This is a genomic window from Sodalis sp. RH19, from assembly GCF_047324215.1.
GTDB lineage: Bacteria > Pseudomonadota > Gammaproteobacteria > Enterobacterales > Enterobacteriaceae > Acerihabitans.
This window is the reverse complement of sequence record NZ_CP178734.1, coordinates 265584-292152: the sequence shown is the minus strand read 5'-3', so window position 1 is coordinate 292152 and position 26569 is coordinate 265584. Positions and strand designations below refer to the sequence as shown.

Below are 26569 nucleotides of genomic sequence, written 5' to 3'. Positions count from 1 at the left end.
TTTATCGGAATAGGGGGTGCCTCACTCAACGTGTCGTCCTGTGGGTGATAAAGCCGTAAGGCAATTATCGGTATGTTGGACGATAGGCACCGTTCTTTGGCGTCATTCGGTAGTTATGAAGCAATAGCCGTTGGTTAAGCGTAAACGGCGCTGTCATATCGGGGTGAATGAGCAACTGGGCCATAGTATGCAGCATTCATGCCACAAATAAAATAATTTTATAATACGTTGAAAATAAATAACATTTTCTGGTACCGACCCCTATACCGCATTGTACTGCCCGGGCCGGCGCCGCCGTTTGTCTCCCGAAAGAGACATAAATCGCAGTAAAATAAAATATCATTAAAAAACAATTAATTAAGTGTCTCTAAAAAGAGACAGAATTATCTTAAGAAATGAATTAAAGCGACACTTTGCTTTCGGCTGCCCCACCGGCGGAGTACGTGAAAAAAAAGCGCCGGCAACGAGCCGACAGCCGCTGATTAGCCTCTGACGGGACGGCGCCACGGCACGCACAGGATGCCGCCGCGCGCGCCGTGAGCGCCACGGCCGGCTTAGCCCAGCTGTTTGCGCGCGTTGCGGAACATGCGCATCCAGGGACCGTCTTCGCCCCACTCGCCGGGATGCCAGGAATTGCTCACCGTCCTGAATACCCGCTCAGGATGCGGCATGGTCAGAGTGACCCGCCCGTTGGCGCTGGTCACGGCGGTGATGCCGTTCGGGGACCCGTTCGGATTGGCCGGATAGGTTTCGGTAACCTTGCCGGTGTTATCCACGAACCGCAGCGCCACCAGGCCCGCATGTTCCAGCGCCGCCAGATGCGCGGCATCGCGCACCTCCACCAGCCCTTCGCCGTGGGATACGGCGATGGGCAGGCGGGAACCGACCATGCCCTGCAACAATAACGAGGGGCTTTGCGTCACCTCCACCAGGCTGAAGCGGGCTTCAAAGCGTTCCGACTTGTTGCGCACGAAGCGCGGCCACAGTTCGGCCCCCGGGATAAGCTCGCGCAGGTTGGACATCATCTGGCAACCGTTGCACACCCCCAGCGCCAGGGTTTGCGGACGGTTGAAAAACGCCTCGAACTCGTCGCGCACGCGCGGATTGAATAGGATGGATTTGGCCCAGCCCTCCCCCGCGCCCAGCACATCGCCGTAGGAGAAGCCGCCGCAGGCCACCAGCGCCTGGAACTCCTGCAAATCACGGCGCCCGGACAGCAGGTCGCTCATATGCACGTCGATGGCGTCAAAGCCGGCGCGATGGAACGCCGCGCCCATCTCCACATGGGAATTCACCCCCTGCTCGCGCAGGATAGCCACCCGGGGCTTCGCCTGCCTGGCGATATAAGGCGCGGCGATATCCTCGGCCGGGTCAAAGCTCAGCGCGACATTCAGGCCCGGATCGCTATCATCCTGCTTGGCGGCGTGCTCCTCGTCGGCGCAGTCGGGGTTATCACGCAGACGCTGCATCTGCCAGGTGGTTTCCGCCCACCAGGTGCGCAGCAGGGTGCGGCTTTCGCTATAGACCGCGCGGTCGGCGCGGCGGATAACCACCCGGTCGCCCGCTTCGGCCCGGCCGAGATAACGCAGGCAATCCGCCAGGCCATGGTCGGCGAACAGTTGTTCGACGCGATCCCGATCGCCGGCGGCGATCTGGATCACCGCGCCAAGCTCTTCATTAAATAACGCCGCCAGCGTATCCTCGCCAAGGGCCGCGATATCGATATCCAGGCCGCAATGGCCGGCAAAGGCCATTTCCAATAGCGTCACCAGCAGGCCGCCGTCGGAACGGTCGTGGTACGCCAGCAGAACGCGGTCCGCCACCAGTTGCTGCAGCGCGCGATAAAAGCCGCCCAGCTGCGCCACGTCGCGCACGTCCGCCGTATCGTCGCCCAGCTGGCGATAGACCTGCGCCAGGGCGGTGGCGCCCAGCGCCTGATGCCCGGCGCCCAGATCGATAAGCAACAGGGCGTTATCCTGCCCGGCGCGCAGCTGCGGGGTTACCGTGCCGCGCACGTCTTCCACCCGGGCGAAGGCGGTAATCACCAGCGACATGGGCGACGTCATTTCACGCTGCTCAGCACCCTGCGGCCAGCGGGTTTTCATCGACATCGAATCCTTGCCCACCGGAATGGTCAGGCCCAGCGCCGGGCAAAGCTCCTCGCCCACCGCCCTGACCGCGTCATACAGGCCGGCATCCTCGCCGGGATGGCCGGCGGCGGCCATCCAGTTGGCGGAAAGCTTGATGCGTTTAATATCGCCAATCTGGGTCGCCGCCAGATTGGTAAGCGCTTCGCCCACCGCCAGCCGAGCCGAGGCGGCAAAATTCAGCAGCGCCACCGGCGCGCGTTCGCCAATGGCCATCGCTTCGCCGTAATAGCTGTCCAGGCTGGCGGTGGTGACCGCGCAGTCCGCCACCGGCACTTGCCACGGCCCGACCATTTGATCGCGCGCCACCATGCCGGTGACCGTGCGATCGCCGATGGTAATCAGGAAGGTTTTTTCCGCCACCACCGGCAGATGCAGCACCCGTTTTACCGCCTCGGCCATCTCGATGCCGCCGCGGTTAAGCGGCGTGCCCGCCACCGGCAGCCGGACAACGTCGCGCGTCATTTTCGGGGTTTTGCCGAGCAGCACGTCCAGCGGCAAATCGATGGGACGGTTGTTGAAATGGCTGTCGTCCAGGCTGAGATGCAGTTCTTCCGTCGCCTCACCAATCACCGCGAAGGGCGCGCGCTCGCGGCGGCAGATGGCCTCGAAGGCCGCCAGCTGTTCAGGCGCCACCGCCATCACATAACGTTCCTGCGATTCATTGCACCAGACTTCCAGCGGGCTCATGCCGGGCTCGTCGTTGGGAATATCCCGCAGTTGGAAACGCCCGCCGCGATTGCCGTCGCTGACCAGCTCCGGCATGGCGTTGGACAGCCCGCCGGCGCCGACGTCATGGATAAACAAAATAGGATTGTCGTCGCCCATCTGCCAGCAGCGGTCGATCACCTCCTGGCAGCGGCGCTCCATTTCCGGGTTGTCGCGCTGCACCGAGGCGAAGTCGAGATCGGCGTCCGACTGGCCGGACGCCATCGAGGACGCCGCGCCGCCGCCGAGACCGATATTCATCGCCGGGCCGCCCAGCACGATAAGCTTGGCGCCGGGGGTGATCTCTCCTTTCTGCACATGGCCGTCGCGAATATTGCCGAGGCCGCCCGCCAGCATAATGGGCTTATGGTAGCCGCGCAGCTCGATGCCGTTATGGCTGTCGACCCGCTCCTCATAAGTGCGGAAATACCCGGTCAGCGCGGGGCGGCCGAACTCATTGTTAAACGCCGCGCCGCCCAGCGGACCGTCGGTCATGATATCCAGCGCGCTGACAATGCGATCCGGCTTGCCGAAATCCTCTTCCCACGGCTGGCCGAAACCGGGAATGCGCAGGTTGGAGACGGAAAAGCCCACCAGGCCGGCCTTGGGCTTGGACCCGCGGCCGGTGGCGCCCTCATCGCGTATCTCGCCGCCGGAGCCGGTGGCGGCGCCGGGCCAGGGTGAAATAGCCGTGGGATGATTATGGGTTTCCACCTTCATCAGGATATGCGCCGCTTCCTGGTGATAATCGTAACGGGCGCTGCCGGGTGCGGCGAAGAAACGTCCCACCGCCGGTCCCTCCATGACCGCGGCGTTGTCCTTATAGGCGGACAGGACAAACTCCGGCGTCTGTTCAAAGGTGTTCTTGATCATTTTAAACAGCGACTTCGGCTGTTCCTGGCCGTCGATAATCCAATCGGCGTTGAAGATTTTATGGCGACAATGTTCGGAATTGGCCTGGGCGAACATATACAGCTCAACGTCGGTGGGATCGCGGCCCAAGCGGGTGAACGCCTCGAGCAGGTAGTCGATTTCATCCGGCGCCAGCGCCAGCCCCAGCGTCTGGTTGGCCTGCTCCAGGGCGTCGCGGCCGTCCGCGAGCATAGCCACGGTGCGCACCGGCGCGGGCTCGTGGTGGGCAAACAGCGCCTGGGCCTGCTCCAGCTCGCTGAAGACGGTTTCCATCATCCGGTCATGCAGCAACGTCCCCAGTTGCCGCCACTGGTCCCCGGTCATCGACGCGCCCTGGAAATAAAACGCCAGCCCGCGTTCCAGGCGCTTGACCTGCGCCAGCCCGCAGTTATGGGCGATATCGGTGGCCTTCGACGACCAGGGGGATAATGTGCCGGGACGCGGCGTAACCAGCAGCAGCCGGCCCTGGGGCGCATGTTCGGCGAGAGAGGGGCCATACTTCAGCAGCCGTTGCAGCCGGGCAAGCTCGTCGGCGGAAAGCGGCGCGCTCAGGTCGGCAAAGTGGACATATTCAGCATAGACATCGCTGACCGGAAGCCGGGCATCCTGGCAGCGGGACAATAGCTTGTTGATACGAAATGCCGACAGAGCGGGCGAACCACGCAGTATTTCCATAATAAAAGATCTCTCGTCTTTGAACCGGCGACCAAAGGTGCTCGGGTACGGCTTGCCATGGGGCGCATCTTTAGCGCAGCTTCAGGGGGGAAACGCGCGCCATTATAGAGAATCCCGGCGGCGGACGAAACCGTTTGCGCGGTTATTGTTGCGATTCTTCTTGTTAAAACGTCCCCGCGGCGGGAATGCAATAAATTTGCACCTTGGCGTTTTGTTAAGCAAAATGCTCCGACCCCAGGGAAAAAAAGATAATAACACCGCGATCACAGACCGCGATAAAATCGCCCCGGCGAGAGATAACTATTTGAAGCGTTTTAAATTAAATTATGTCGTGACCGGCGTTATCGCCGTCTTGCTGACCTGGGCGTTGTGGTTAAACGTCCCCTGGCACAGCATGCAGGACGATAAACTCAGCCAGATAAAAGCCAGGGGAACGCTGCGCGTCAGCACCATCGACGCTCCGCTGAGCTTTTATACCGCCAACAACCAGCAAACCGGTTTCGATTACGAACTGGCGAAGCGTTTCGCCGATTATCTGGGGGTCAGGCTGGTCATCCGCCAGCGCCATACCCTCAATGAACTGTTCGACGATCTGGACAACGACGATGCCGATCTGCTCGCCGCCGGATTGCTCTACAATAACGACCGCCTGCAGCGTTTTACCACCGGCCCCGCCTATTATTACGTTTCCCAGCAACTGGTGTACCGCCTGGGCCAGCCGCGGCCGAAAAACCTCGGCGCCCTGCAGGGCCGGCTGGCCGTCTCCTCCGGGTCGGCGCATATCTCGCTGCTGCGCGGCCTGAAGGAAACAAAATATCCGCAATTGCAATGGGAGGTATCCTCCGATCTCAGCAGCAAGGCGCTGCTGGAGCAGGTGGCCGAAGGCAAGCTCGATTATACGCTGGTGGATTCGGCGACCGTCGGCCTGCTGCAACGGGTGCATCCGCAACTGGCCGTGGCCTTCGACGTCAGCGACGAGGAGCCGGTCACCTGGTATCTGCCGCGGCGCAATAGCGACAACCTTTCCGCCGCCCTGCTGGATTTTTTCAGCGGCCAGGAAGCGGACGGCACCATGGCGCGGCTGGAGGAAAAATATCTCGGCCACGTGGGCAGTTTTGATTACGTGGACACCAAGACCTTTTTGACCTCCATCGACGCCACGCTGCCGACGCTGCAAGGGCTGTTCCAGCAATATGCCAAGGAAATCGACTGGAAACTGCTGGCGGCCATCTCCTATCAGGAATCCCATTGGAATCCCCAGGCCGTCTCCCCCACCGGCGTGCGCGGCCTGATGATGTTGACCCGCGCCACCGCCGATAGCCTGGGCATTACCGATCGGCTGGACATTGAACAAAGCATCCGGGGCGGGGCGCTGTATCTGGAACGCATGATGCAAAAAGTGCCCGATACCATTCCCGAGGATGAAAAAATCTGGTTTGCGCTGACCGCCTATAATATGGGTTATGCGCATATGCTGGACGCGCGCGCCCTGACGGCAAAGCAGCAGGGCAATCCCGACAGCTGGGTGGACGTCAAGCTGCGCCTGCCGATGCTCAGCCAGCCGCGCTACTATCAGCAAACCACTTACGGCTATGCGCGCGGCCAGCAAGCCTACAATTACGTGGAAAATATCCGGCGCTACGAAATGAGCCTGAACGGCTACCTGGAAGAGAAAGAGAAAAAGGCGGCGCAGCTGGCGGCGACCGAGGCTGAACCGCTAGCCCCGTCACCGGCCGCGACGCCCGGCCCGGCGCCGGCGAAAATCCCGCCGCAGATCACCGGACTGTTCCCGCCCAATGCGACCGGCGCCGTGGCCGCGCCGCCCTGGATCCGGCCCGGCGGCGTTATTCCGTAATCGTCGGGTCCTGGGACTTCAGCGCCAGGCGGCGCGCTTTATGCGCCTCGCGGCGGGCACGGAAAAACGCGCTCAGCTGGGCGGAGCACGCCCCGGCTAGTACGCCCTCGGTAATAGCCACGCAATGATTAATGCCCGGCTGGCGCAGCACATCGCACAACGAACCCGCCGCGCCGGTTTTCTCATCCCTGGCGCCGAAGACCAGCCGGCCGACGCGCGCATGGATAATCGCGCCGGCGCACATTACGCAGGGTTCAAGCGTGACGTATAGCGTGGTATTCACCAACCGGTAGTTGCCAAGCACCGCCCCGCCCTGGCGCAGCGCCATGATTTCCGCATGGGCGGTGGGATCGTGACGCCCGATGGAACGATTCCAGCCTTCGCCGATGACCCGGCCGTCCAGCACCAGCACCGCGCCCACCGGCACCTCGCCCTCGCCTTCGGCCCGGCCGGCCAGGGAGAGGGCATGGCGCATCCAGCTTTCGTCGCCCTGTTCGCCGTGCATATCTGTTCTCCCGGATGATTCGCAGCCGGTGATTATACAGGGATAAAGGGATTTTTTAATCCAGTTGTTTTAACTCGCCCTCGCGGGTGACGCGCCAGCGATGTTCGCAAAAATAGAGCAGCGGGCTGTCGTGCTGGCTATCGCTATAGCCGCTGAACAGCTTAAGCGGCGTGCCCAGTTCGCGCTCGAGCTGGGCCACTTTTTCATGCCCCAGGCAGCGCAGGGTCAATACCCAGCCGCCGTGCCGGCGGGTCATCCTGCTGCCGATAAGCTTAACCCGCGGCAAAAACAGCGCGTCGGCGTACACTCCTTGCACCAAGGGTTCCGGCGAGCCGGTGATCAGCCACACCTGCGCATCCTGGCTGGCCAAATAGTCGTTCAGGCGCTGCAGCACGATGGGAAAGCCGGTGACCCGCTGGCGGAACCAGACGACAAAACGTTGCTGCAACTTGATAAGCCGGGCTTCGCTGTGGCCGAAGGTAATTGCCCATAACAACAGGCTCATCGGCCAACGCGCCGAGCGCCCCTTCACCAATAGCCCGATGCCGACGACCGGCAATACCGGCAGGACCAGGATGGCGTTCAGCGGCAGGTGGCGCAGCAGATAACGCAGAAAACAACCGAACATATCCTGTTGATGCAGCGTGCCGTCCAAATCGAAAAAAACTATGCGCGAGGCTGCTGTGCGACTCAAAACAACTCCTCCGGTTAAAATATCTTATGATCCCGGGCGTCCGTCCCCGTCGCCAGGGTAACGATCATGCCGGCCCACGGAAAACATGTCCGGCGCCGGAAGGGGAAAAATACGCGCATGCGCATACGGTTGTTATCAGTGTAGACAGTACTGGTGGATGTAGCCTATTTACCGCGCCCTGAAAACGGTGTTTTATTTCCCGGCATCAAGGGCATGGCGCAAATAGCCCCGGTGCTCCGACAGCAGGCGCGCCGCCTCGTCGGCGTCAGCGCCGGTGAGGATCATCAAAATCGCCGGTTTCACCGCATAGCCGGTCAACGCGAGGATTTCACCGGCCCGCGCCGTATCGCAGCCGGTCGCCTCGGCCACAATACGGCAGGCGCGATCCGCCAGTTTAATGTTGGTGGCCTTCACATCCACCATCAGATTTTGATAGACCTTACCGAGTTTCACCATGGCGCCGGTGGAAATCATATTCAGCACGAGCTTTTGCGCGGTGCCGGACTTCATCCGGGTGGAGCCGGTCAGCACCTCGGGGCCCACCACGGGCGAAATGGCGATACGCGCCTCACGGGCCAGCGGCGAACCGGGATTGCAGGAAATGGCCGCCGTGGGACACCCCAGCCCCGCAGCATAGCGCAAACCGCCGATCGCGTACGGGGTACGGCCCGATGCCGCCAGCCCGACCACCATATCCACGGCGCGCAGTCCGATGGCCTGCAAATCATCCCGGGCCAGGGTCAGACTATCCTCGGCCCCCTCCACCGCTTTCAGCAAGGCGCCCGGCCCGCCGGCGATCAGCCCCACCACCATGCCTTCGGGCACGCCGAAGGTGGGCGGACATTCAGCCGCGTCCAGCACGCCCAGCCGGCCGCTGGTGCCGGCGCCCAGATAGATCAGGCGACCGCCGGCGGCAAGCGCCGCCGCCGCCAGATCCACCGCCCCGGCGATGGCGGGTAATTCGCGGCCGATGGCCTCCGGCACCAGGCGATCCTGTTGATTAAACAACGTCACCATCTGCAGGGTGGAGAGCATATCCAGGTTCATCGAGGCCGGATTACGGGTCTCCGATACCAACGCGCCCAAGGTTGCCACATCATTGTTCATCTCGTCACCATTGAATTTTTTATTCATTTAATTGAATCTATTATTGAATATTAAATTCCGGCAGGCGAGAAAATTCTGTACTCTGTCGTCTCCGGAGCGGAATGGCCATGGCAGGGTTCGACATGCATGTTCACCCTGGGCGCTTTATTTATAATCCCTTGTTAATGGGCCGTTGTTTTATGAGTTTTTCGTTATGAGTCTTTTGTTATGAGCAGTGTGCTTCGTATTCGTCAGCTATATCGCTCGCTATCGCTCAACGACCGCAAGCTGGCCGATTATCTTTTAACGCAAACCGACCAGGCAAGGCATCTCAGCTCGCAAAAAGTCGCCGAACAGGCAGGCGTCAGCCAGTCAAGCGTGGTGAAGTTCGCGCAAAAGCTGGGTTACAAAGGCTTTACGGCGTTAAAACTGGCGCTCAGCGAAACCTTGGCCGGCGCCTATGAGCTGCCGTCCATCAGGGTGCATAACCATATCTTAAGCGACGATCCGCTGAAAGCGGTGGGCGAAAAGCTGCTGACGGAAAAAGTGGCCGCGCTGCGGGCGACGCTTGATATCAATAGCGAGGAAAAACTCCGCCAGGCGGCGGCCATGTTGCAGGAGGCCCGCCGGGTGATTATCGTCGGCATCGGCGCATCCGGCCTGGTGGCCAAGTATTTCTCCTATAAGCTGATGAAAATCGGCATGTCGGCGGTGGCGGAAACCGACATGCACGTACTGTTGGCCACCATCCAGGCGGTCAGCCCCCATGACCTGCTGCTGGCCATCTCCTTTAGCGGCGCGCGCCGCGAGATTAACCTGGCGGCGCAGGAGGCGCACCGGGTAGGGGCGCGGGTGATGGCAATCACTCACTTCTCGCCTAATGCGCTGCAACAGCACGCCGATATCGCCCTCTACACGGTGGCGGAAGAACAGGCGCAGCGCAGCGGTGCCATTTCCTCCACCATCGCTCAGCAATCGCTGACCGATCTGCTGTTTATGGCGCTGGTGCAGCGCGACCTGGAAAATGCGCCGCAGCGCATCCGCCATAGCGAAGAACTGCTCAAAAAATTAGTATAATCCCCATCCTGACGAGAGATGCGCCGGCGCGGCCCCGGCCGCATCCCCAGCCGGTTTCAGCATTCAATGCGCCCGTGCCAAAGGCGTAGCCCCGTCGCGGTCAGCGCGGGTTCGGCTTGCCGTCAGGGGACGCCGACAGGCGGGTTTTCTGATTAAAGATAAAAAACCGGGCGGTGGAATAGTTAAATACCATCCCGGTCAGGCTACCCGCCGCCACCCCCAAAATCGGGTACTGCTGTACCAAGGCATAACAGGACACCAGAAACCAATAGGTCAGGTAATTGACCGCCCCGCCGCTAAGCATACATATACCGTACCTGATGGCCTCGGACAGGGCCGAGCGACCACTGCGGCTTTGGCGAAAGGTAATCATTTTATTCAGGATCCACGTGGTCAGCACCGCGCAGACAAAAGACACCCCGCGTCCGGCATACAGGCCTAACGCATCCTTTAATAGATACAGCACTCCCGAGTCGACGATAAAACCGACACCACCAATCATACCGAAGAAGAACAGTTCTTTAATTTTTTGCATATTTTCCACTCAACGTGTGCTGCTGCCCATAAGGCATCAGGGCCGGCCATGTTGATTTTTTGTCTGGGCGCCGCGAAGCGCAGGAGCATTGCCGATACTGTATCTCAAATTCACGCCAGCGGCCTCCTTTCCTGAGCGTAAAACCGTTTTGCCAAAAGCCGCGTCAGTAAATGATAACCACGTTTGGCCCGTGAGATAAAGCACCGCCGCAAGCGTGCGCCCCCCAGGCGGATAATGCTGATGTAAACGTCAAGCGCACCGCCAGAGGTCATAATAAGAAAGGGAGTTAATGCAAGGGGACATTGATAAAAATCGTCGCAATATTGATTATAAAAACGTCACTTTATCCTGATAAGCGTTATAGGACATTCATTTCACATCATTATTTTACTTATAAAATTTCATATGCATTTAAATTTCACTCACTTTTCATCCCCTCTTTATTGAATATCACTGGGCTCACATGCAAACTGACGCCGTTATATTTTTTAACAGAAAAGCATCAAAGTTTAAAAAATAAAATAACCATTTTGCGACCAGGAACCCTTTCCAGGGTTTCGGGTAGAACAAACATACCCAGGAATAAATAACAATGAATAAATCTATTTTTTTAATACCCTTGTCTTTTTTAATCCTTATGTCTTCAGGATGCAGCTATTTAAGCGGGACGCCGGGAGAACAGCCTTCCAACGTTTCACCAAAAATCGTCACGGCCGCCGGTCAAAAACAATTTTGGAACGATCCGGGATTATTCGGAGCCGTACCAAAGAACCAGCAGCAGGAAGGTGATAACGCCTGTGCCCGCGATGGCAACGGTAAAGCCATCGGCTACCACCCGCACCCGAAGAAATACGATGGCACCTATTTCCCAGGCGGCGGCTATTTATGCCGGATGATATAAAAAAGGCCGCCTGTGCGTGAAAACGGCAGGTATGCTATTAAAAATCTATTGTAGCGTTAAGCAAAGTACCTTGAAGCCATGGCCGGATAATGAGATACGGGGGGGTGCTCTTTTCGTCCTTGGGCCACAGGTACTTATTCAGCGCGGGGGCAAAAATGATTTTTAGCCGCCGCAACACCGGCTTCACCGCGCGCCTGCGTCAGGCGGTTTACCGCCGTGCCTGAACGCGGTTGCGGCTAAAAATCCCGTATTATTGGCCTTTAACGTACTTTGTGGTACTGTGCCCGTCATTAAAAATCCTTTGCTGCTTTGGTTTTTAATGTGATTTGAACTGTATTAATACACATGCTTTTCACAATGGCGTGCTGATAAGCAACCCGTCCTCTTGATGATTTATAATAAGATATTACCTAAGTTATTGATATGGCTTTATTCATTACCAAGAAGTGCATTAATTGCGATATGTGCGAGCCGGAATGCCCGAACCAGGCCATTACCATGGGCGCGCAGATATACGAGATCGACCCCAACCGCTGCACCGAGTGCGTCGGCCATTACGACACGCCCACCTGTCAGAAAGTGTGCCCGATCGATAATACCATCCTGCCGGATCCCGCGCGTAGCGAGAGCAGCGAACAGCTATGGGAAAAATTTGTCGTCATGTACCACGGCGATCGACTCTGACGGCCACGCGCCAGACGTTCTCTGCCAGCCAGATAAAGCGCCATCCCCTACACCTCGTCATTGCCGCCCGCGCGTCGATAATCGCCCTGATGCCGGCCTGGGTTATCCCCTGCCATGCCGGTTCCCTATCGCCCTGATTTCAGCCCTGGCCCTCGATAATCACCGTCGCGCAGGCGTAGCGCCGTTCGTCGGCAAGCGTAACGTGGACGCTGGTGACCCCGAGGCTAATCGCCAGCGCGGCGGCCTGTAAATAGAGTTTCAGGCCGGGTTTACCCAGTACATCATTGACCACCTCAAATTGCGCAAACGCCAGCCCGTTGCGGATGCCGGTGCCGAAAGCCTTGGCCGCCGCCTCTTTTACCGCAAAACGTTTCGCCAGGAAGCGTATCGGCTGCCGATGGGCCTGGTACTGCGCCCACTCCGCGTCGCTGAGAATGCGGCGCGCGAAGCGGTCGCCGCTGCGCTCCACCACGGCCTCGATTCGCTCAATCTCAACGATATCGGTGCCGATGCCGAGGATAGCCATCAGGCGCGCGCCGCGAGCATCAGCCGTTTCATTTCCGCCACCGCGCCGGCCAGGCCGCTCATGACCGCGCGGCCGATAATGGCATGGCCGATATTAAGCTCATGCATCTGCGGCAGCGCCGCGATCGGCTGGACATTATGATAGGTCAGGCCATGGCCGGCATTGACTTTTAAGCCCAGGCCGGCGGCATAGACCGCGGCCTGCCGGATACGTTCGTATTCAACCTGGCGCGCGTGGTCATTCGCGGCGTCGGCATAGGCGCCGGTATGGATTTCAATATACGGAGCGCCAACGGCGGCGGCGGCGGCGATTTGTCCCTCGTCGGCGTCGATAAATAATGAAACCTGGATGCCGGCCGCCGCAAGGCGCGCCACAGCATCGGCCATTTTCGCCCGCTGTCCGGCCACGTCCAGCCCGCCTTCGGTGGTGACTTCCTGGCGTTTTTCCGGCACCAGGCAGCAGAAGTCGGGACGCGTGGCGCAGGCGATGGCGACCATCTCGTCCGTTACCGCCATTTCCAGGTTCATGCGGGTATGCAGCGTTTCACGCAACAGGCGCACGTCACGATCGGTGATATGGCGGCGATCTTCGCGCAAATGCACGGTGATGCCGTCGGCCCCGGCCTGCTCGGCGATAAACGCCGCCTGCACCGGATCGGGATAAGCCGTGCCGCGCGCGTTGCGCAGGGTGGCGATATGATCGATATTGACGCCTAATAACAGTGCTGACATACCATCCTCGGTTACTGTGACGCGTGGATCCAAAGATCCCAGTTTAACTGGAGGGGCCGCCGTTGGGCAACGTTTTCAGCGGGGGTTTCCGGGCCATGAATTGACGAAACAGCTCGGCGCTTTTCAGCGGCTTGCCGCCCAGGTAGGGTTTGAGGGCCATGCGGGTAAAGCGTTTGGCGGCGCGCAGGGTGGCGATATCGGCGAATTCACGCGCGGCAAGCGAGCGCAGCTCGCGGCCGGTAAAGCTGTAATGATCGATGATAACGCTGGCGATAAACCCTTTTTCCTCGCGGTAACGATAGGTCATCTCATCGCTGACCGGTTCGCCGCTGCCGGCGCAGTGCAGAAAATCCACGCCGTAGCCGAGGTGCCCGAGCAGGGCCAGCTCAAAGCGCCGGAGCGCGGGTTCAGGCGAGCCGCTGGCGCCGGCCAGGGTTTGCAGGCAGTGCAGGTAATCAAAAAACAGCGAGGAATAATCGGTTTCGTGCGCCAGCACGCGGGAAAGCAGTTCGTTGGTGTAAAGGCCGCTGTAGAGCATCAGACCGGTAAGAGGCAGTCCCATGGAGACCGGTTCGGCGCTGCGCAGGGTTTTCACCTCGCCGCGTCCGCTCCAGCGGATCAGCAACGGCGTAAACGGCTGCAGCACGCCTTTAAGGGCGGAACGCCGGGAGCGCGCCCCTTTGGCCAGGATACGCACCCGTCCGTCGTTTTCGGTAAAAAAATCCAACAGCAGGCTGGTTTCGCTATAGTGGCGTCCATGCAGGACGAATGCGCGCTGCCAGCCTTCCATCGGCGGGTTCCTCAGACGTCGTCGCCGTAACCCAGGCTTTTCAAGGCGCGTTCATCATCGGCCCAGCCGGATTTAACCTTGACCCACAGTTCAAGATGCACCTTGTTCTCGAACATGGTTTCCATATCCTGACGGGCTTCGATACCGATGGTCTTGATCTTGGCGCCGCCGTTGCCGATAACCATTTTCTTCTGGCCTTCGCGCTCCACCAGAATCAGGCCGTGGATATCATAACCGCCGCGCTCGTTGGTGATAAAACGCTCAATCTCGACCGTCACCGAATACGGCAGCTCTTCGCCCAGGAAACGCATCAGCTTTTCGCGAATGATTTCCGAGGCCATAAACCGCTGCGAGCGGTCGGTGACATATTCTTCCGGGAACTGATGTTCGCCCTCGGGCATATGCTTACGCACTATACCCGCGAGAGTATCGACATTCATCCCGGTTTCGGCGCAAATAGGCACCACATCAAGAAAATCCATCTGCTGGCTGAGGAACGTGATATGCGGCAGCAGCTTGCTTTTGTCGGTGACGTTGTCCACTTTATTGATGGCCAGCACCACCGGGCAGTTTACGCCGCGCAGCTTGTTGACCACCATTTCATCGTCCGGCGTCCAATGGGTGCCTTCCACGACAAAAATCACCAGTTCCACGTCGCCCATGGAGCTGCTGGCGGCGCGGTTCATTAACCGGTTAATGGCGCGTTTTTCTTCAATATGCAGCCCGGGGGTGTCGACGTAGACGGCCTGGTAAGGCCCCTCGGTATGAATGCCCATAATGCGGTGGCGCGTGGTTTGCGGCTTGCGCGAGGTAATGGAGATCTTCTGCCCCAGGAACTGGTTCAGCAGGGTGGACTTGCCCACGTTAGGCCGTCCGACAATCGCCACGAATCCACAATAGGTTTTATCTTCGTTCATTCAAGCTCCAGCTCTTTCAGCGCCTGCTCGGCGGCTGACTGTTCGGCTTTACGGCGGCTTGAGCCATTGCCCACGACGGGTTCCGGCAAGCCACTGACATGGCAGTGAATAGTAAATTCCTGGTCATGCGCCTCGCCACGCACCTGAACCACCAGATAAGTCGGTAACGGCAAATGGCGCCCCTGCAAATATTCCTGCAGCCGGGTCTTCGGATCCTTTTGTTTGTCGCCGGGGCTGATTTCGTCCAGGCGGCTTTGATACCAATTGAGGATCAGGCGTTCGATATTTTCAATATCGCTATCAAGAAAAATACCGCCAATCAGCGCTTCCACCGTATCGGCTAGAATGGATTCGCGGCGAAATCCGCCGCTTTTCAATTCGCCCGGCCCCAGGCGCAGGCACTCGCCGAGTTCAAACTCGCGCGCCATCTCGGCCAGGGTATTGCCACGCACCAGCGTAGCGCGCATCCGGCTCATATCGCCTTCGTCCACCCGCGGAAAACGCAGGTACAGCGCATTGGCGATAACAAAACTCAATATGGAATCCCCCAGGAATTCCAGCCGTTCGTTATGTTTGCTGCTGGCGCTTCGGTGTGTCAGGGCCTGTAACAAAAGCTCATGCTGTTGAAAAGTGTAGCCCAGTTTTTTCTGGAGCCTGTTTATTAAGATGGGATTCATGCGTTACCAATAACTCAACCATGCGTCAAATAACTACAGCAGACGGAACAGGCCTGTCGGGACAATACCGGATCAAAGCTGTTTCGTGTGCAGTGGCCCCCGAATCGGGGGCCAGTCTTTATTGCCAGAAGGGGGTATTCTACAACGGGAAGCATAATAATGCTTCGCTTAAAAAACGTATTTGATTAATGTATTGCACCAATCCGCCGTAAACGCACGCCGGTGGGCCATTGACCTTCTTGTTTTTCAAAACTCATCCAAATCGCGGTCGCTTTGCCAACCAGGTTTTTTTCCGGAACAAATCCCCAGAAACGGCTGTCGGCGCTGTCGTCGCGATTATCGCCCATCATAAAATACTGCCCGTCCGGTACCGACCATTCCGCCAGTTGCTGATTGCGCTGGTGGTAATACATTCCCACCTGATCCTGCTGGCCCGGCACCGTCAGGATATGGTGCGTCACGTTGCCAAGGGTCTCGGTGCGCTCCGCCAGGCGGATGCCGCCGTCCACCTGCTGATCGGGCGGGACCTGCAGGAAGCCGGTGGCGGACTCGCCGCTGCCGGTGGAATCAAAGGTCTGGACAAAATCGCTCGGCGCCATGTCGCTATAAGTCACCGCTAATGCGCTGGAACAGGACGAATTATTGGCGCAGCCCGGCTGTACCGTCACGCTTTTGTTCAGGGGATCGTAAATAATCCGATCGCCCGGTAAACCAATCACCCGTTTAATATAATCCAGCTTGGGATCGGGCGGATATTTAAATACCACGATGTCCCCGCGCTGCGGATGACCGGTCGGTATCAGCGTCGTCTGGGTAATGGGATTTTTGATGCCATAGGCAAATTTTTCCACCAGGATAAAATCCCCCACCAGCAGCGTCGGCATCATGGAACCGGAAGGAATTTGAAACGGCTCGTAAATAAATGATCGTACAATAAATACCACCAATAATACCGGGAATATGGAACCGCAGGTTTCAACCCAGCCCGGCTGTTTGGCCTTTTTCAGCAAGGCCTTGTTCTGTGCCGCGTCACCTTCCGCGGCCGTGCTTAACTGCGCCTGCCTGATGCGGCGCGCCGGTGCCAGTTTAAATCGATCCACGCACCAGATAATGCCGGTTATCAAGGTGGCTATTGCCAGGATCAGGGCAAACATATTTGCCATGCCAACTCCTTTGGGTTATTTACTGTCTTTGCCAACATGCAGGATCGCCAGGAACGCTTCCTGCGGGAGCTCGACGTTCCCCACCTGCTTCATGCGCTTCTTGCCTTCTTTCTGTTTTTGCAGCAATTTCTTTTTACGGCTGACATCGCCGCCGTAACATTTCGCCAGGACATTCTTACGTAATTGCTTAATGGTGGAACGGGCAATAATGTGATTGCCGATGGCGGCCTGAATGGCGATATCGAACTGTTGGCGCGGGATCAGCTCCTGCATCTTTTCCACGATATCGCGGCCGCGGCGCTGGGAATTGTCGCGGTGGGTGATCAGGGCCAGGGCATCCACCCGTTCGCCGTTGATAAGGATATCCACCCGCACCATGTCCGAGGTCTGGAACCGCTTAAAACCGTAGTCCAGCGAGGCGTAGCCGCGCGAAGTGGATTTCAGCCGGTCGAAAAAGTCCAGCACCACCTCCGACATGGGAATGTCATAGGTCAACGCCACCTGGTTGCCGTGATAGACCATATTGGTCTGCATACCGCGTTTCTCGATGCACAAGGTGATCACATTGCCCAGGAACTCCTGCGGCAACAGCATGTGGCATTCGGCGATAGGCTCGCGCAGCTCAAGGATATTATTCAGCGGCGGCAGCTTGGACGGGCTGTCGACGTAAATGGTCTGGTTATCGGTGGTCACGACTTCGTAGATTACCGTGGGCGCGGTGGTGATAAGCTCCAGGTCGTATTCGCGTTCCAGCCGTTCCTGGATGATCTCCATATGCAGCAGGCCGAGGAAGCCGCAGCGAAAACCAAAACCCAGGGCGGTGGAGCTTTCCGGCTCGTAGAATAACGAGGCATCGTTGAGGCTGAGTTTGCCCAGCGCGTCGCGGAACGCCTCATAGTCGTCGGAGCTGATGGTGAACATGCCCGCATACACCTGCGGTTTGACCTTTTTAAAGCCCGGCAGCGCCTTATCGGCGGGCTGGCGGGCCAGGGTCAGGGTATCGCCCACCGGCGCGCCCAGGATATCCTTGATGGCGCACACCAGCCAGCCCACCTCGCCGCACCTGAGGATGTCGCGATCGATGCGTTTGGGGGTGAATATGCCCACCCGGTCGGCGTTATAAGTCAGGCCGGTGCTCATCACCTTGATTTTGTCGCCCTTGCGCAGGGTACCGTTTTTCACCCGCACCAGCGACACCACGCCCAGATAGTTATCAAACCAGGAATCGATAATCAGCGCCTGCAGGGGCGCTTCCGGGTCTCCCTGCGGGGGCGGGATATCGCGCACCAGCCGCTCCAGCAGCTCGGGGATGCCCACGCCGGTCTTGGCCGAACAGCGCACCGCGTCGGTGGCGTCGATGCCGACGATATCCTCGATTTCCTGTGCTACCCGGTCGGGATCGGCGGCGGGTAAATCGATTTTGTTCAGAACCGGCACCACTTCCAGATTCATTTCCATGGCGGTATAGCAGTTGGCCAGGGTCTGCGCTTCCACGCCCTGCCCCGCGTCCACCACCAGCAGCGCGCCTTCGCAGGCGGCCAGGGAACGGGAAACCTCATAGGAAAAATCCACATGGCCCGGCGTGTCGATAAAATTAAGATGATAAATCTGGCCGTCGTTGGCTTTGTAGTCGAGCGTTACGCTCTGGGCCTTGATGGTAATGCCGCGTTCACGCTCCAGGTCCATGGAATCCAGGACCTGGGCTTCCATTTCACGTTCCGCCAGGCCGCCGCAGGTCTGGATCAGCCGGTCGGATAGGGTCGACTTACCATGGTCGATATGGGCAATAATGGAGAAATTACGAATGTTCTTCATTTATAAGGAATTTTCTCGGGTATTTTTGATAAAAAATAGGACAATGGGCACGGACGTGGGCACAAGTACAAACCACCCGTGAAAATATGGAGGCATCTTACACTGAAAGGACAAATCATTAAAGGTGGGCGCTGTTAGCATCGATGACAGCCCCCTTCCCGCATCGCCGAGCCATGCCCGCGATCCCTCGCGCTACTCAAGATTGCCATCGGCGAAGATCATCAGGCGCAATGACGTCGGCTTTAATCATGGTATGGAGTGGCATAAGTCGTAATGGGGGCCGCAAGGCCAGACGGCCTTAGTCCCTGGATGGGGTTTCACGGCGGAGATAAAACGAGGACGGCGGCAGCGCGACTTGCAAAATCACCGGCTGGTATTCGCGGTCGTTGCCGATGCGCCGGGCAAAAAACCGCGCCAGCATAAACCCGCCGACACCGCCCATAAGCCCGCCGCAGGCCGCGGCGAGGTCGGTATTAAACCAGCCTTGCATAATGGCCGCGCAGCCGATCAGGCCCACCAGCGGCAGCATATAGACCAGCAGCGCAGAACGGATCAGGCTGGCCTCGGTGATGCCGACTTCCACCCGCTGCCCCGGCACCAGCGGATGCTTGCTTTCCACCTTTAGCTGATGCGCTGAGTCAGCCCCCATTTTATTGAGGATGCTGGTGCCGCAACTGCTGCTGGCGTGGCAGCTGCCGCAGCCGGAACGCTGTTCGCAGCGCAGTTGCGCCACACCCTGCTGCCAGGAGATAACCGTCGCCCATTCTTTGATCATGGTTGCGCCTTAAATAAAACGCCGTCGGCAATGCGTTTGGCGGTAGCCGGAGGCAATTCGCCGACAACGGTAATGTCTTTATTGTCGCGCACCTCGGTGTGTATGGTGCGCCGGCCGGTGCGGATAAACCGCTCCGCGTCGCCCTGCTGCGCCTGCGAGACATTTACCGAGAAACTGAACAATCCGTCGGTAAACAGCCTGGTCTCGATAGGCACGTTAATGCCGGGCAATGTACGGCGGCTGCGCGAGACTTCACTCACGCCCGCCGGCAGCCAGTTGGTCGTCCAGTCAAACTCCGCTTTCTCCGAGGCGGGCATAGCCAGCAGCGGCGGCAGGTTGACCGTTTCCAGACCTTGCATCAGGGACTGCACCTGCGGATCCACGATAAACGAAATCACGCGAAACTGTTCAAGCGCCTCGCCGTCGCGATCGAGCAGATCGGCGCGCAGCGGCAATTTGGTGGCGGCGTCAATCCACAGCACATAACCAAATCGCGTGCCGTCCCGCGCCACAACCCGTACCACGTCGCACAGACGATCGGTAACCCGGGTGCGGCCGACAGGAATAAAATCGTAGAATTGGGCCAGGCGTTCAAAATCAGCGTAAACGATAGAAGGGAGAGAATCAACGATATGATCGCCGGCCAGCGTAAAAGGCTCCAGACCAGGCTCGAAAAAGCTGATCTCGTTATCACGCTGTAAGATTTCGCGGCGGGGACCGTCCATTTGCAGCAGCTGGGCCAGGCGATGTTTTTGATACACCGCGTGACGAAAGCGTAAGGAGTCGACACCCTGCTTGCTGACGCTGACAAAAGCAAACTCATAATTCAATGACTGGCTGGCCTGGCTCATCTGCTGCAACAACGCCCCGGGCGCCATGGCCGGCGTATCGGCGGCGGTCGCGCTGGAGGAAAAGAGCAGGCTGCCTGTCATTAAACACACAGCACACCAAAATGGCTTCATTACTGCGGTTGCATTCCTAAAGACTGGGTACCAGGCACCTGTACCGCGGCCTGCTGGGTTTCATGCTGGTCGAATTGCAGCTGCGTGGAGTGAACCCGACGCTGCAGTTCATAATCCTGCAATATGGCGTTGATACGCTTGCGCTGTTCCTGCACCTGCTGCTGGGAACCGTTATCAGCGGTGTTGGTCGCCGAAGGCACACCCAGGCTGACCGGAGACGCCTGGCCCATCATCGGCAGCGTATTGAACACCGGCGCTTCCGGCTGGGTATCGTTGTTGACCGGCTGGTTATAGTGTTGCACGCCCACAATCACCGCCAGCGACACGCACGCGGCCAGGCCGATTTGCGTAATCTGCGCGGCCCAGGGACGGGCTTTATGCCAGAACGGCAGCTTGTGCCAGGTCTCGGGCTGCGGCTGCGATTCCTTGACCGCATCGGGCACCAGGCGGACCGGCTCACGGGCGATAGCCTGCGCGACGCGGTCGGCGATATCGAGATGCAGCGTCGCGCCGATGTCCCCGCGCAGGGTATCGCGAATCAGATGATACCGTTGCCAGCTTTGTTGTAACTTATCATCCCTGGATAATTCGTTGAGCAGTTCGTTATCGAACGACTCCCCATCCATAAGAGCGGAAAGCTTTTCGTTATGCATGCGTGGGTACCTTCTCCTGCCGCCATCGTTATCGCTGAATCAGCGGTTGAATTTTGTTGTCAATAGCTTCGCGCGCACGGAAGATTCGCGATCTTACCGTTCCCACCGGGCAATCCATGATGGACGCTATCTCTTCATAGCTCAGGCCATCCAGTTCCCGAAGCGTGATTGCCATACGCAAATCTTCGGGAAGCCCTTCGATAGTGCGAAACACTATCTGTCGCAACTCTTCAGACAACATTAAATTCTCAGGGTTCGATATTTCTTTCAACGCGCCGGCACTTTCATAATTTTCGGCGTCGTTGGCGTCCACATCGCTTGACGGTGGGCGCCGGCCCTGAGCAACCAGATAATTTTTAGCCGTGTTAACAGCGATACGATACAACCATGTATAAAAAGCGCTATCCCCCCGAAATGACTCGAGGGCGCGATAAGCTTTGATAAACGATTCCTGGGCCACATCCGGCACATCCCCCTGGGGAACATATCGGGATACCAGGCTCGCCACTTTGTGCTGGTAACGAACGACCAGTAAATTGAACGCTTTTTGGTCGCCTTTTTGTACCCGTTCAACCAGCACCTGATCCGTTAACTGCTCGCTCATCCGAGGTAAATTCTCCTCAAATTTATCTCCACGCGAAAAATAGTACCGCCAGCCTCTAAACCCATAACACGAGCAAGCTCCCGTTTGGAGTTTACGCTATACATAAAGTTCCGTCCCGCCTGTCTTTTTTGTTAAATGTAATCGGGGACGGATCTCGGCGCGCCAGCACGTTGGCCGGGAAGCAGTCAGACTATCATGAAATAAAGTTTTATAGTGTCAGAATCCTGAAATCACTCTGCCGAAGCGGCACGTTTACGCCCGGCACCCTATTGAAAGCGCAGGGTACCGTGAAATCCTCCGGATGTCAGTAAACATGCGTAAATACCCCCACGGGTAAAATATCAGCAATTAGCGGTTCAGCCCTAAATCATACAGTGCTAACATCGGAAAACTATTATTTCTGGCAGGGTAACCACCCCATTATGCAACCTTTAACTGAACATGTAACCGACGTGCTGGTCATTGGCAGCGGCGCCGCCGGTCTTTCACTGGCGCTGCGTCTCGCGGGACATTGTAAGGTCATGGTTTTAAGCAAGGGCCCGCTTAACGAAGGATCAACCTATTATGCCCAGGGCGGGATCGCGGCGGTGTTCGATGAAACCGATACTATCGCCTCCCACGTCGAGGATACGCTGATCGCCGGCGCCGGCCTGTGCGATCGCGAGGCGGTGGAATTCATCGCCGGCAACGCCCGTCATTGCGTACAGTGGCTGATAGACCAGGGCGTGTTGTTCGATACGGAATCCGGCACCGGCACCGGCGGCGTGGAAACGGAACACCATGCCGGCACGTCTCCCGATGAGCGCTATCACCTGACCCGCGAGGGCGGCCATAGCCACCGGCGCATCCTGCACGCCGCGGACGCCACCGGCAAAGAGGTGGAAACCACCCTGGTTTCCCAGGCGGCCAATCATCCCAATATCCATATTATGGAACGCTGCAACGCGGTGGATGTGATCAGTTCCAATAAAATCGGCCTGCCCGGCACCCGGCGCGTGGTCGGCGCCTATATCTGGAACCGCGAAAAGGAACGCGTGGAAACCTGCCGGGCCAAAGCCGTGGTGCTGGCTACCGGCGGCACCTCGAAGGTTTATCAGTACACCACCAATCCCGATATTTCGTCTGGCGACGGCATCGCCATGGCCTGGCGCGCCGGTTGCCGGGTGGCCAATCTGGAATTCAACCAATTCCACCCCACCTGCCTGTTCCATCCCCAGGCGCGTAATTTCCTGCTTACCGAGGCGCTGCGCGGCGAGGGCGCCTACCTGAAACGTCCGGACGGCTCGCGCTTTATGCCCGATTTCGACGAGCGCGCCGAGCTGGCGCCGCGCGATATCGTGGCCCGCGCCATCGACCATGAAATGAAGCGCCTGGGCGCCGACTGCATGTACCTGGATATCAGCCATAAGCCCGCGGACTTTATCCGCCAGCATTTCCCGATGATTTACCAAAAATTGCTGACGCTGGATATCGATCTGACCAAAGAGCCGATTCCCATCGTGCCGGCGGCACACTATACCTGCGGCGGCGTAATGGTGGATCAGCACGGGCGCACCGATCTCGACGGACTCTACGCCATCGGCGAAGTGAGTTATACCGGCCTGCACGGCGCCAATCGCCTGGCGTCCAATTCCTTGCTGGAATGCCTGGTCTACGGCTGGTCGGCCTCGGAGGATATCCGCACGCGCCTGCCGGCCATCAAGCTGGCCAAACAGCTGCCGGCCTGGGATGAGAGCCGGGTGGACAACTCCGACGAGGAGGTGGTGCTACAGCATAACTGGCACGAGCTGCGGCTGTTTATGTGGGATTACGTGGGTATCGTGCGCACCACCAAACGCCTGGAGCGCGCCCTGCATCGCATTAACCTGCTGCAGCGGGAAATCGACGAGTACTATTCCAACTTCCGTATCTCGAATAACCTGCTGGAAGTGCGCAACCTGACCCAGGTGGCCGAGCTTATCGTCAAGAGCGCCATGCTGCGTAAAGAAAGCCGGGGCCTGCATTACACCCTGGATTATCCGGAAATGGCCGCCAACCCGCAGCCGACCATCCTGCATCCCTGATCCATGGCAAACCGGCGGCCCGCCCGCCGGTCCTACCCTGCCGGCCGGGATAAATAAAACCCGTCGGTCAGTGCGCGATAGGCGGCGGAATAAGCGCCGTCGCCAGCGCGCAGCGCCAATGTCGTATACGTCAGTTCTCCCGCCTGCGGCGAAAAGCCCAGCAGCACCCGATGACAGGGTTTTCCCGCGCGATCGGCCACGTCGGTGCGATAATGCAAATGCCAGCCCCCGCGCTGCGCCATGGCAATGACCTCTTCGCCGGTAGCGGTCGGCAATACCAGCGTCAACAGGCCGTCGCGGGCCACCAGCCGCCGCGCGGCATCCAGCAGGCGCCGGTGGGTCAGGGTCGCCGTGTAACGCGCCTTATCGCGCTCAGCGCTTCTGGTGGCCAAACCGACCGGAAAATAAGGCGGATTGCTGACGATCAGCCCATATCCCGCCCCGGGATCCTCTTTCCCGCCGCGTTGCGCGGAAAACCCCGGCGTCGCCTGCGGCGCAAAGTCCAGTATATCGCCGTTAAAAATGCGCAAGCGGGACGACCACGGGCTGGCGGCGAAATTTTCCCCCGCCTGTCCGGCGGCGGCGGGGTCCAGCTCGACGGCGTCAATGCGCACGCCAGGGTCCGCGCGCTGCGCCACCATCAGAGCGATCAGGCCGCAGCCGGCGCCGATATCCAGCACCCGCCGCGCCGTGCCCAGGGGCGTCCAGGCCCCCAGCAGCACGCCGTCGGTCCCCACTTTCATTGCGCAACGGTCGTGGGCGACAAAAAATTGCCTGAAGGTAAAACCGTCCCGGCGCAGCGGCATAGTCTGTTTTAACGATTCGATCATTATTAGGCTCTTTGGGACATATCGGGGTACTTTATGGCAAACCGGCCGCGGATGAAATCATCCGTTTGCGCGGAAACAGATGAAGATTATCCGCGATCCGTCTATAATCTGCGCCCCAACCAGAGGTAGACCATGACTGTAACCCAATTTTCCGAACTCGACCTGCATGAAAGCCTGATCGCCGCACTGCGCGATAAAGGTTACGAGCGCCCCACCGCCATTCAGTCCGAAGCGATCCCGCCGGCGATGGACGGGCGCGACGTATTGGGTTCGGCGCCTACCGGTACCGGCAAGACCGCCGCCTATCTGTTACCGGTATTGCAGCACCTGCTTGATTTCCCCCGCCGGAAATCCGGCCCGCCGCGGGTACTGATTATCACCCCTACCCGCGAGCTGGCCATGCAGGTGGCGGAACAGGCCAAGGAACTCGCCGCGCATACGCACCTGGACATCGCCACCATCACCGGCGGCGTGGCGTTTATGAATCATGCCATCGTGTTCAGCGACAACCAGGATATCGTGGTGGCCACCACCGGCCGGCTGCTGCAATATATCAAGGAAGAAAATTTTGACTGCCGCGCGGTGGAAACGCTGATCCTGGATGAAGCGGATCGCATGCTGGAAATGGGTTTTGCGCAGGATGTGGAGCTGATCGCCGCCGAAACCCGCTGGCGCAAGCAGACCCTGTTGTTTTCCGCCACCCTGGAGGGCAACGCGGTCAAGGATTTCGCCGAGCGGCTGCTAAACGATCCGGTGGAAATCGACGCATCGCCCTCACGGCGCGAGCGTAAAAAGATCACCCAATGGTATTATCGCGCCGACGATATCAAGCATAAAACCGCCCTGCTGGCCCATCTGCTCAAACTGCCGGACGTGACCAAGGCTATCGTTTTCGTACGCAAACGCGAGCGGGTGCATGAACTGGTCGGCTGGCTGCACGCGGCCGGCATCGCCACATGCTATCTGGAAGGCGAAATGGTGCAGGCCAAACGCAATGAAGCCATCAACCGCATGACCGACGGGCGGATGAACGTGCTGGTGGCGACGGACGTGGCGGCGCGCGGCCTGGATATCGACGATATCAGCCATGTCATCAACTTCGATTTGCCGACCACCGCCGACGTCTACCTGCACCGTATCGGCCGTACCGCCCGCGCCGGACGCAAAGGCTCGGCCATTTCTCTGGTGGAGGCGCACGATCATCTGCTGTTGGGTAAAATCAGCCGCTACCTGAACGAGCCGCTGAAAGCGCGGGTGGTGGATGAACTGCGTCCCGTCACCCGTGCGCCGGCCGAAAAAACCACCGGTAAACCTTCGAAAAAAGTGCTGGCCAAACGCAAAGAGAAAAAAGAGCTGAGCCAGATGAAGGACAAGGTTAAGGTCAAGGTGCGTTTACGCGATAAGCGCAATATCGGCAAACGCCGGGCGCCAAAATCGGCCGCGGAGGATGCGGCGGCGGCCGTTACGCCAAAACCGCATGATGAATAAACCATCACGCGCCCTGAAAAGCCGCCCGCACGGGCGGCTTTTTTGTCGCCTTAGGGGTAAGTTTCAACGCCTTAAGCCATTTTTCGCCTAAATCAGCTAATTTCCGGCTGAAAGCTGCGCGCGCCACAAACAAGCGCGGCGTAAATGAATGAAAAAAACAATTTATTTCATTAGGTTAAAGATAGTTTTGCCATAAAATGGCATTGGTCAAAATAGGCGCAGGGGGTGAATATTCATATTTTGATCCAGACGGGAATTCAGCATTTCTAAACGCAACATATTGATTTTAATACAGAGTCTTTGCCGTGCGGAAATAGCGGAAATCAAAAAGGGAGCCTAGGCTCCCTTTTATACACCGCGACGCCGTTAAAGGGCGGCGGTAAAGGTACGGGTAATGACATCGCGCTGCTGTTCAGGCGTCAGCGAGTTAAAACGCACGGCATAGCCCGAGACACGGATGGTCAGCTGCGGATATTTGTCCGGGTTGGCCACGGCGTCTTCCAGGGTTTCACGGGTCAGCACGTTGACATTCAGATGCTGGCCGCCTTCCACGCGTACGGTTTCCTTGGCTTCTAGCGGAATTTGACGGTATTCGATATTGCCCAGTTCGCTTAAGGCAACGACCTGATCGTCGGCGTAGCCGGCAACGGCACACAGGCAACGGGCCTGTTCAATGCTGTTATCCAGCAGCCAGAAAGAGTTAACCAATGCTTTGTTGTCGGCCTTGGTGATTTGAGTTCCGATAATCATAGAATGTCTCCATGGTGTGGCTACAAAATCTGCCCGTCGTCGTCCG

At 58.4% G+C, this 26569-nt stretch carries 24 protein-coding genes; 6 read left to right on the top strand and 18 right to left on the bottom strand.

Annotation, left to right across the window (positions count from 1 at the left end; all coding sequences use genetic code 11):
- Window positions 1-554: 554 nt before the first annotated feature.
- Window positions 555-4442, bottom strand: a complete 3888-nt coding sequence (gene purL / locus ACL2XF_RS01370; protein ID WP_413727852.1) for a phosphoribosylformylglycinamidine synthase — start codon at window positions 4440-4442, stop codon at window positions 555-557.
- A 304-nt stretch (window positions 4443-4746) separates the two neighbouring features.
- On the opposite strand from purL, the gene mltF reads away from it, so the two are divergent.
- Window positions 4747-6297, top strand: coding sequence for a membrane-bound lytic murein transglycosylase MltF (gene mltF, locus ACL2XF_RS01365; protein WP_413727851.1), 1551 nt, complete (start codon window positions 4747-4749; stop codon window positions 6295-6297).
- Here mltF and tadA read toward each other — a convergent pair.
- From tadA to murQ, 3 genes are all read right to left on the bottom strand, one after another.
- Complete coding sequence (gene tadA / locus ACL2XF_RS01360) at window positions 6287-6802, bottom strand: tRNA adenosine(34) deaminase TadA (protein WP_410013988.1); 516 nt, start codon at window positions 6800-6802, stop codon at window positions 6287-6289. The two genes, mltF and tadA, sit on opposite strands and share 11 nt — an antisense overlap.
- A gap of 55 nt (window positions 6803-6857) precedes the next feature.
- Entirely contained in the window at window positions 6858-7496 is a 639-nt protein-coding gene (gene yfhb, locus ACL2XF_RS01355; protein ID WP_410013987.1) for a phosphatidylglycerophosphatase C, read from the bottom strand.
- A gap of 192 nt (window positions 7497-7688) precedes the next feature.
- Window positions 7689-8630, bottom strand: coding sequence for an N-acetylmuramic acid 6-phosphate etherase (gene murQ / locus ACL2XF_RS01350; protein ID WP_410013986.1), 942 nt, complete (start codon window positions 8628-8630; stop codon window positions 7689-7691).
- 180 nt (window positions 8631-8810) lie between these two features.
- On the opposite strand from murQ, the gene ACL2XF_RS01345 reads away from it, so the two are divergent.
- On the top strand, window positions 8811-9659 hold the full coding sequence (locus ACL2XF_RS01345) for a MurR/RpiR family transcriptional regulator (protein ID WP_413727850.1): 849 nt from the start codon (window positions 8811-8813) through the stop codon (window positions 9657-9659).
- Window positions 9660-9759: 100 nt separating this feature from the next.
- Here ACL2XF_RS01345 and ACL2XF_RS01340 read toward each other — a convergent pair whose 3' ends face one another.
- Window positions 9760-10194 carry a GtrA family protein gene (locus ACL2XF_RS01340; protein WP_413727849.1) on the bottom strand — a complete coding sequence of 145 codons (435 nt, stop codon included), beginning with the start codon at window positions 10192-10194 and terminating at the stop codon, window positions 9760-9762.
- 592 nt (window positions 10195-10786) lie between these two features.
- On the opposite strand from ACL2XF_RS01340, the gene ACL2XF_RS01335 reads away from it, so the two are divergent.
- Window positions 10787-11095: a hypothetical protein gene (locus tag ACL2XF_RS01335; protein WP_410013983.1), complete on the top strand. Its 309-nt coding sequence runs from the start codon at window positions 10787-10789 to the stop codon at window positions 11093-11095.
- A gap of 423 nt (window positions 11096-11518) precedes the next feature.
- Window positions 11519-11779, top strand: a complete 261-nt coding sequence (locus ACL2XF_RS01330) for a YfhL family 4Fe-4S dicluster ferredoxin (protein ID WP_410013982.1) — start codon at window positions 11519-11521, stop codon at window positions 11777-11779.
- A gap of 139 nt (window positions 11780-11918) precedes the next feature.
- Here the strand turns inward: ACL2XF_RS01330 and acpS are convergent, their stop codons facing one another.
- The 11 genes from acpS to rpoE form a co-directional block, all read right to left on the bottom strand.
- Window positions 11919-12305, bottom strand: coding sequence for a holo-ACP synthase (acpS, locus tag ACL2XF_RS01325; protein ID WP_410013981.1), 387 nt, complete (start codon window positions 12303-12305; stop codon window positions 11919-11921).
- Complete coding sequence (gene pdxJ, locus ACL2XF_RS01320) at window positions 12305-13036, bottom strand: pyridoxine 5'-phosphate synthase (protein WP_410013980.1); 732 nt, start codon at window positions 13034-13036, stop codon at window positions 12305-12307. The genes acpS and pdxJ overlap by 1 nt, the downstream gene beginning before the upstream one ends.
- Window positions 13037-13079: 43 nt before the next feature.
- Complete coding sequence (recO, locus tag ACL2XF_RS01315; protein WP_410013979.1) at window positions 13080-13826, bottom strand: DNA repair protein RecO; 747 nt, start codon at window positions 13824-13826, stop codon at window positions 13080-13082.
- Between the two features lie 11 nt (window positions 13827-13837).
- On the bottom strand, window positions 13838-14743 hold the full coding sequence (era, locus tag ACL2XF_RS01310) for a GTPase Era (protein WP_410013978.1): 906 nt from the start codon (window positions 14741-14743) through the stop codon (window positions 13838-13840).
- A complete protein-coding gene (gene rnc, locus ACL2XF_RS01305; RefSeq protein WP_162368421.1) occupies window positions 14740-15420 on the bottom strand; it encodes a ribonuclease III in 681 nt (226 codons plus the stop codon). The genes era and rnc overlap by 4 nt, the downstream gene beginning before the upstream one ends.
- Window positions 15421-15605: 185 nt before the next feature.
- Window positions 15606-16583: a signal peptidase I gene (lepB, locus tag ACL2XF_RS01300; protein WP_410013977.1), complete on the bottom strand. Its 978-nt coding sequence runs from the start codon at window positions 16581-16583 to the stop codon at window positions 15606-15608.
- Window positions 16584-16598: 15 nt separating this feature from the next.
- Window positions 16599-18398, bottom strand: coding sequence for a translation elongation factor 4 (lepA, locus tag ACL2XF_RS01295; protein ID WP_413727848.1), 1800 nt, complete (start codon window positions 18396-18398; stop codon window positions 16599-16601).
- A 298-nt stretch (window positions 18399-18696) separates the two neighbouring features.
- Window positions 18697-19173 carry a SoxR-reducing system protein RseC gene (gene rseC / locus ACL2XF_RS01290; protein ID WP_413721187.1) on the bottom strand — a complete coding sequence of 159 codons (477 nt, stop codon included), beginning with the start codon at window positions 19171-19173 and terminating at the stop codon, window positions 18697-18699.
- Complete coding sequence (gene rseB, locus ACL2XF_RS01285; protein WP_410013974.1) at window positions 19170-20135, bottom strand: sigma-E factor regulatory protein RseB; 966 nt, start codon at window positions 20133-20135, stop codon at window positions 19170-19172. The genes rseC and rseB overlap by 4 nt, the downstream gene beginning before the upstream one ends.
- Window positions 20135-20788, bottom strand: coding sequence for an anti-sigma-E factor RseA (gene rseA, locus ACL2XF_RS01280; RefSeq protein WP_410013973.1), 654 nt, complete (start codon window positions 20786-20788; stop codon window positions 20135-20137). The genes rseB and rseA overlap by 1 nt, the downstream gene beginning before the upstream one ends.
- 28 nt (window positions 20789-20816) lie before the next feature.
- The gene (rpoE, locus tag ACL2XF_RS01275) at window positions 20817-21392 is read right to left on the bottom strand and encodes an RNA polymerase sigma factor RpoE (protein ID WP_162368415.1); all 576 of its coding nucleotides are present in this window, start codon (window positions 21390-21392) and stop codon (window positions 20817-20819) included.
- Between the two features lie 422 nt (window positions 21393-21814).
- Between rpoE and nadB the strand changes: the two genes are divergently transcribed.
- Window positions 21815-23455, top strand: a complete 1641-nt coding sequence (gene nadB, locus ACL2XF_RS01270; RefSeq protein WP_410013972.1) for an L-aspartate oxidase — start codon at window positions 21815-21817, stop codon at window positions 23453-23455.
- A gap of 32 nt (window positions 23456-23487) precedes the next feature.
- On the opposite strand, the gene ACL2XF_RS01265 is transcribed toward nadB, so the two are convergent.
- A complete protein-coding gene (locus ACL2XF_RS01265; protein ID WP_413727847.1) occupies window positions 23488-24285 on the bottom strand; it encodes a tRNA1(Val) (adenine(37)-N6)-methyltransferase in 798 nt (265 codons plus the stop codon).
- 132 nt (window positions 24286-24417) lie between these two features.
- Here ACL2XF_RS01265 and srmB point away from each other — a divergent pair, with 132 nt between their 5' ends.
- On the top strand, window positions 24418-25773 hold the full coding sequence (gene srmB, locus ACL2XF_RS01260) for an ATP-dependent RNA helicase SrmB (protein WP_413721190.1): 1356 nt from the start codon (window positions 24418-24420) through the stop codon (window positions 25771-25773).
- A gap of 366 nt (window positions 25774-26139) precedes the next feature.
- Here the strand turns inward: srmB and grcA are convergent, their stop codons facing one another.
- A complete protein-coding gene (grcA, locus tag ACL2XF_RS01255; RefSeq protein ID WP_410013969.1) occupies window positions 26140-26523 on the bottom strand; it encodes an autonomous glycyl radical cofactor GrcA in 384 nt (127 codons plus the stop codon).
- Window positions 26524-26569: the final 46 nt, after the last annotated feature.

Bases quoted from the DNA above. Each gene is read 5' to 3' on its own strand.
- purL (WP_413727852.1), bottom strand. From the start codon at position 4,442: ATGGAAATACTGCGTGGTTCGCCCGCTCTGTCGGCATTTCGTATCAAC.
- tadA (WP_410013988.1), bottom strand. From the start codon at position 6,802: ATGCACGGCGAACAGGGCGACGAAAGCTGGATGCGCCATGCCCTCTCC.
- murQ (WP_410013986.1), bottom strand. From the start codon at position 8,630: ATGAATAAAAAATTCAATGGTGACGAGATGAACAATGATGTGGCAACC.
- ACL2XF_RS01345 (WP_413727850.1), top strand. From the start codon at position 8,811: ATGAGCAGTGTGCTTCGTATTCGTCAGCTATATCGCTCGCTATCGCTC.
- ACL2XF_RS01340 (WP_413727849.1), bottom strand. From the start codon at position 10,194: ATGCAAAAAATTAAAGAACTGTTCTTCTTCGGTATGATTGGTGGTGTC.
- ACL2XF_RS01335 (WP_410013983.1), top strand. From the start codon at position 10,787: ATGAATAAATCTATTTTTTTAATACCCTTGTCTTTTTTAATCCTTATG.
- ACL2XF_RS01330 (WP_410013982.1), top strand. From the start codon at position 11,519: ATGGCTTTATTCATTACCAAGAAGTGCATTAATTGCGATATGTGCGAG.
- acpS (WP_410013981.1), bottom strand. From the start codon at position 12,305: ATGGCTATCCTCGGCATCGGCACCGATATCGTTGAGATTGAGCGAATC.
- pdxJ (WP_410013980.1), bottom strand. From the start codon at position 13,036: ATGTCAGCACTGTTATTAGGCGTCAATATCGATCATATCGCCACCCTG.
- recO (WP_410013979.1), bottom strand. From the start codon at position 13,826: ATGGAAGGCTGGCAGCGCGCATTCGTCCTGCATGGACGCCACTATAGC.
- era (WP_410013978.1), bottom strand. From the start codon at position 14,743: ATGAACGAAGATAAAACCTATTGTGGATTCGTGGCGATTGTCGGACGG.
- rnc (WP_162368421.1), bottom strand. From the start codon at position 15,420: ATGAATCCCATCTTAATAAACAGGCTCCAGAAAAAACTGGGCTACACT.
- lepB (WP_410013977.1), bottom strand. From the start codon at position 16,583: ATGGCAAATATGTTTGCCCTGATCCTGGCAATAGCCACCTTGATAACC.
- lepA (WP_413727848.1), bottom strand. From the start codon at position 18,398: ATGAAGAACATTCGTAATTTCTCCATTATTGCCCATATCGACCATGGT.
- rseC (WP_413721187.1), bottom strand. From the start codon at position 19,173: ATGATCAAAGAATGGGCGACGGTTATCTCCTGGCAGCAGGGTGTGGCG.
- rseB (WP_410013974.1), bottom strand. From the start codon at position 20,135: ATGAAGCCATTTTGGTGTGCTGTGTGTTTAATGACAGGCAGCCTGCTC.
- rseA (WP_410013973.1), bottom strand. From the start codon at position 20,788: ATGCATAACGAAAAGCTTTCCGCTCTTATGGATGGGGAGTCGTTCGAT.
- rpoE (WP_162368415.1), bottom strand. From the start codon at position 21,392: ATGAGCGAGCAGTTAACGGATCAGGTGCTGGTTGAACGGGTACAAAAA.
- nadB (WP_410013972.1), top strand. From the start codon at position 21,815: ATGCAACCTTTAACTGAACATGTAACCGACGTGCTGGTCATTGGCAGC.
- ACL2XF_RS01265 (WP_413727847.1), bottom strand. From the start codon at position 24,285: ATGATCGAATCGTTAAAACAGACTATGCCGCTGCGCCGGGACGGTTTT.
- srmB (WP_413721190.1), top strand. From the start codon at position 24,418: ATGACTGTAACCCAATTTTCCGAACTCGACCTGCATGAAAGCCTGATC.
- grcA (WP_410013969.1), bottom strand. From the start codon at position 26,523: ATGATTATCGGAACTCAAATCACCAAGGCCGACAACAAAGCATTGGTT.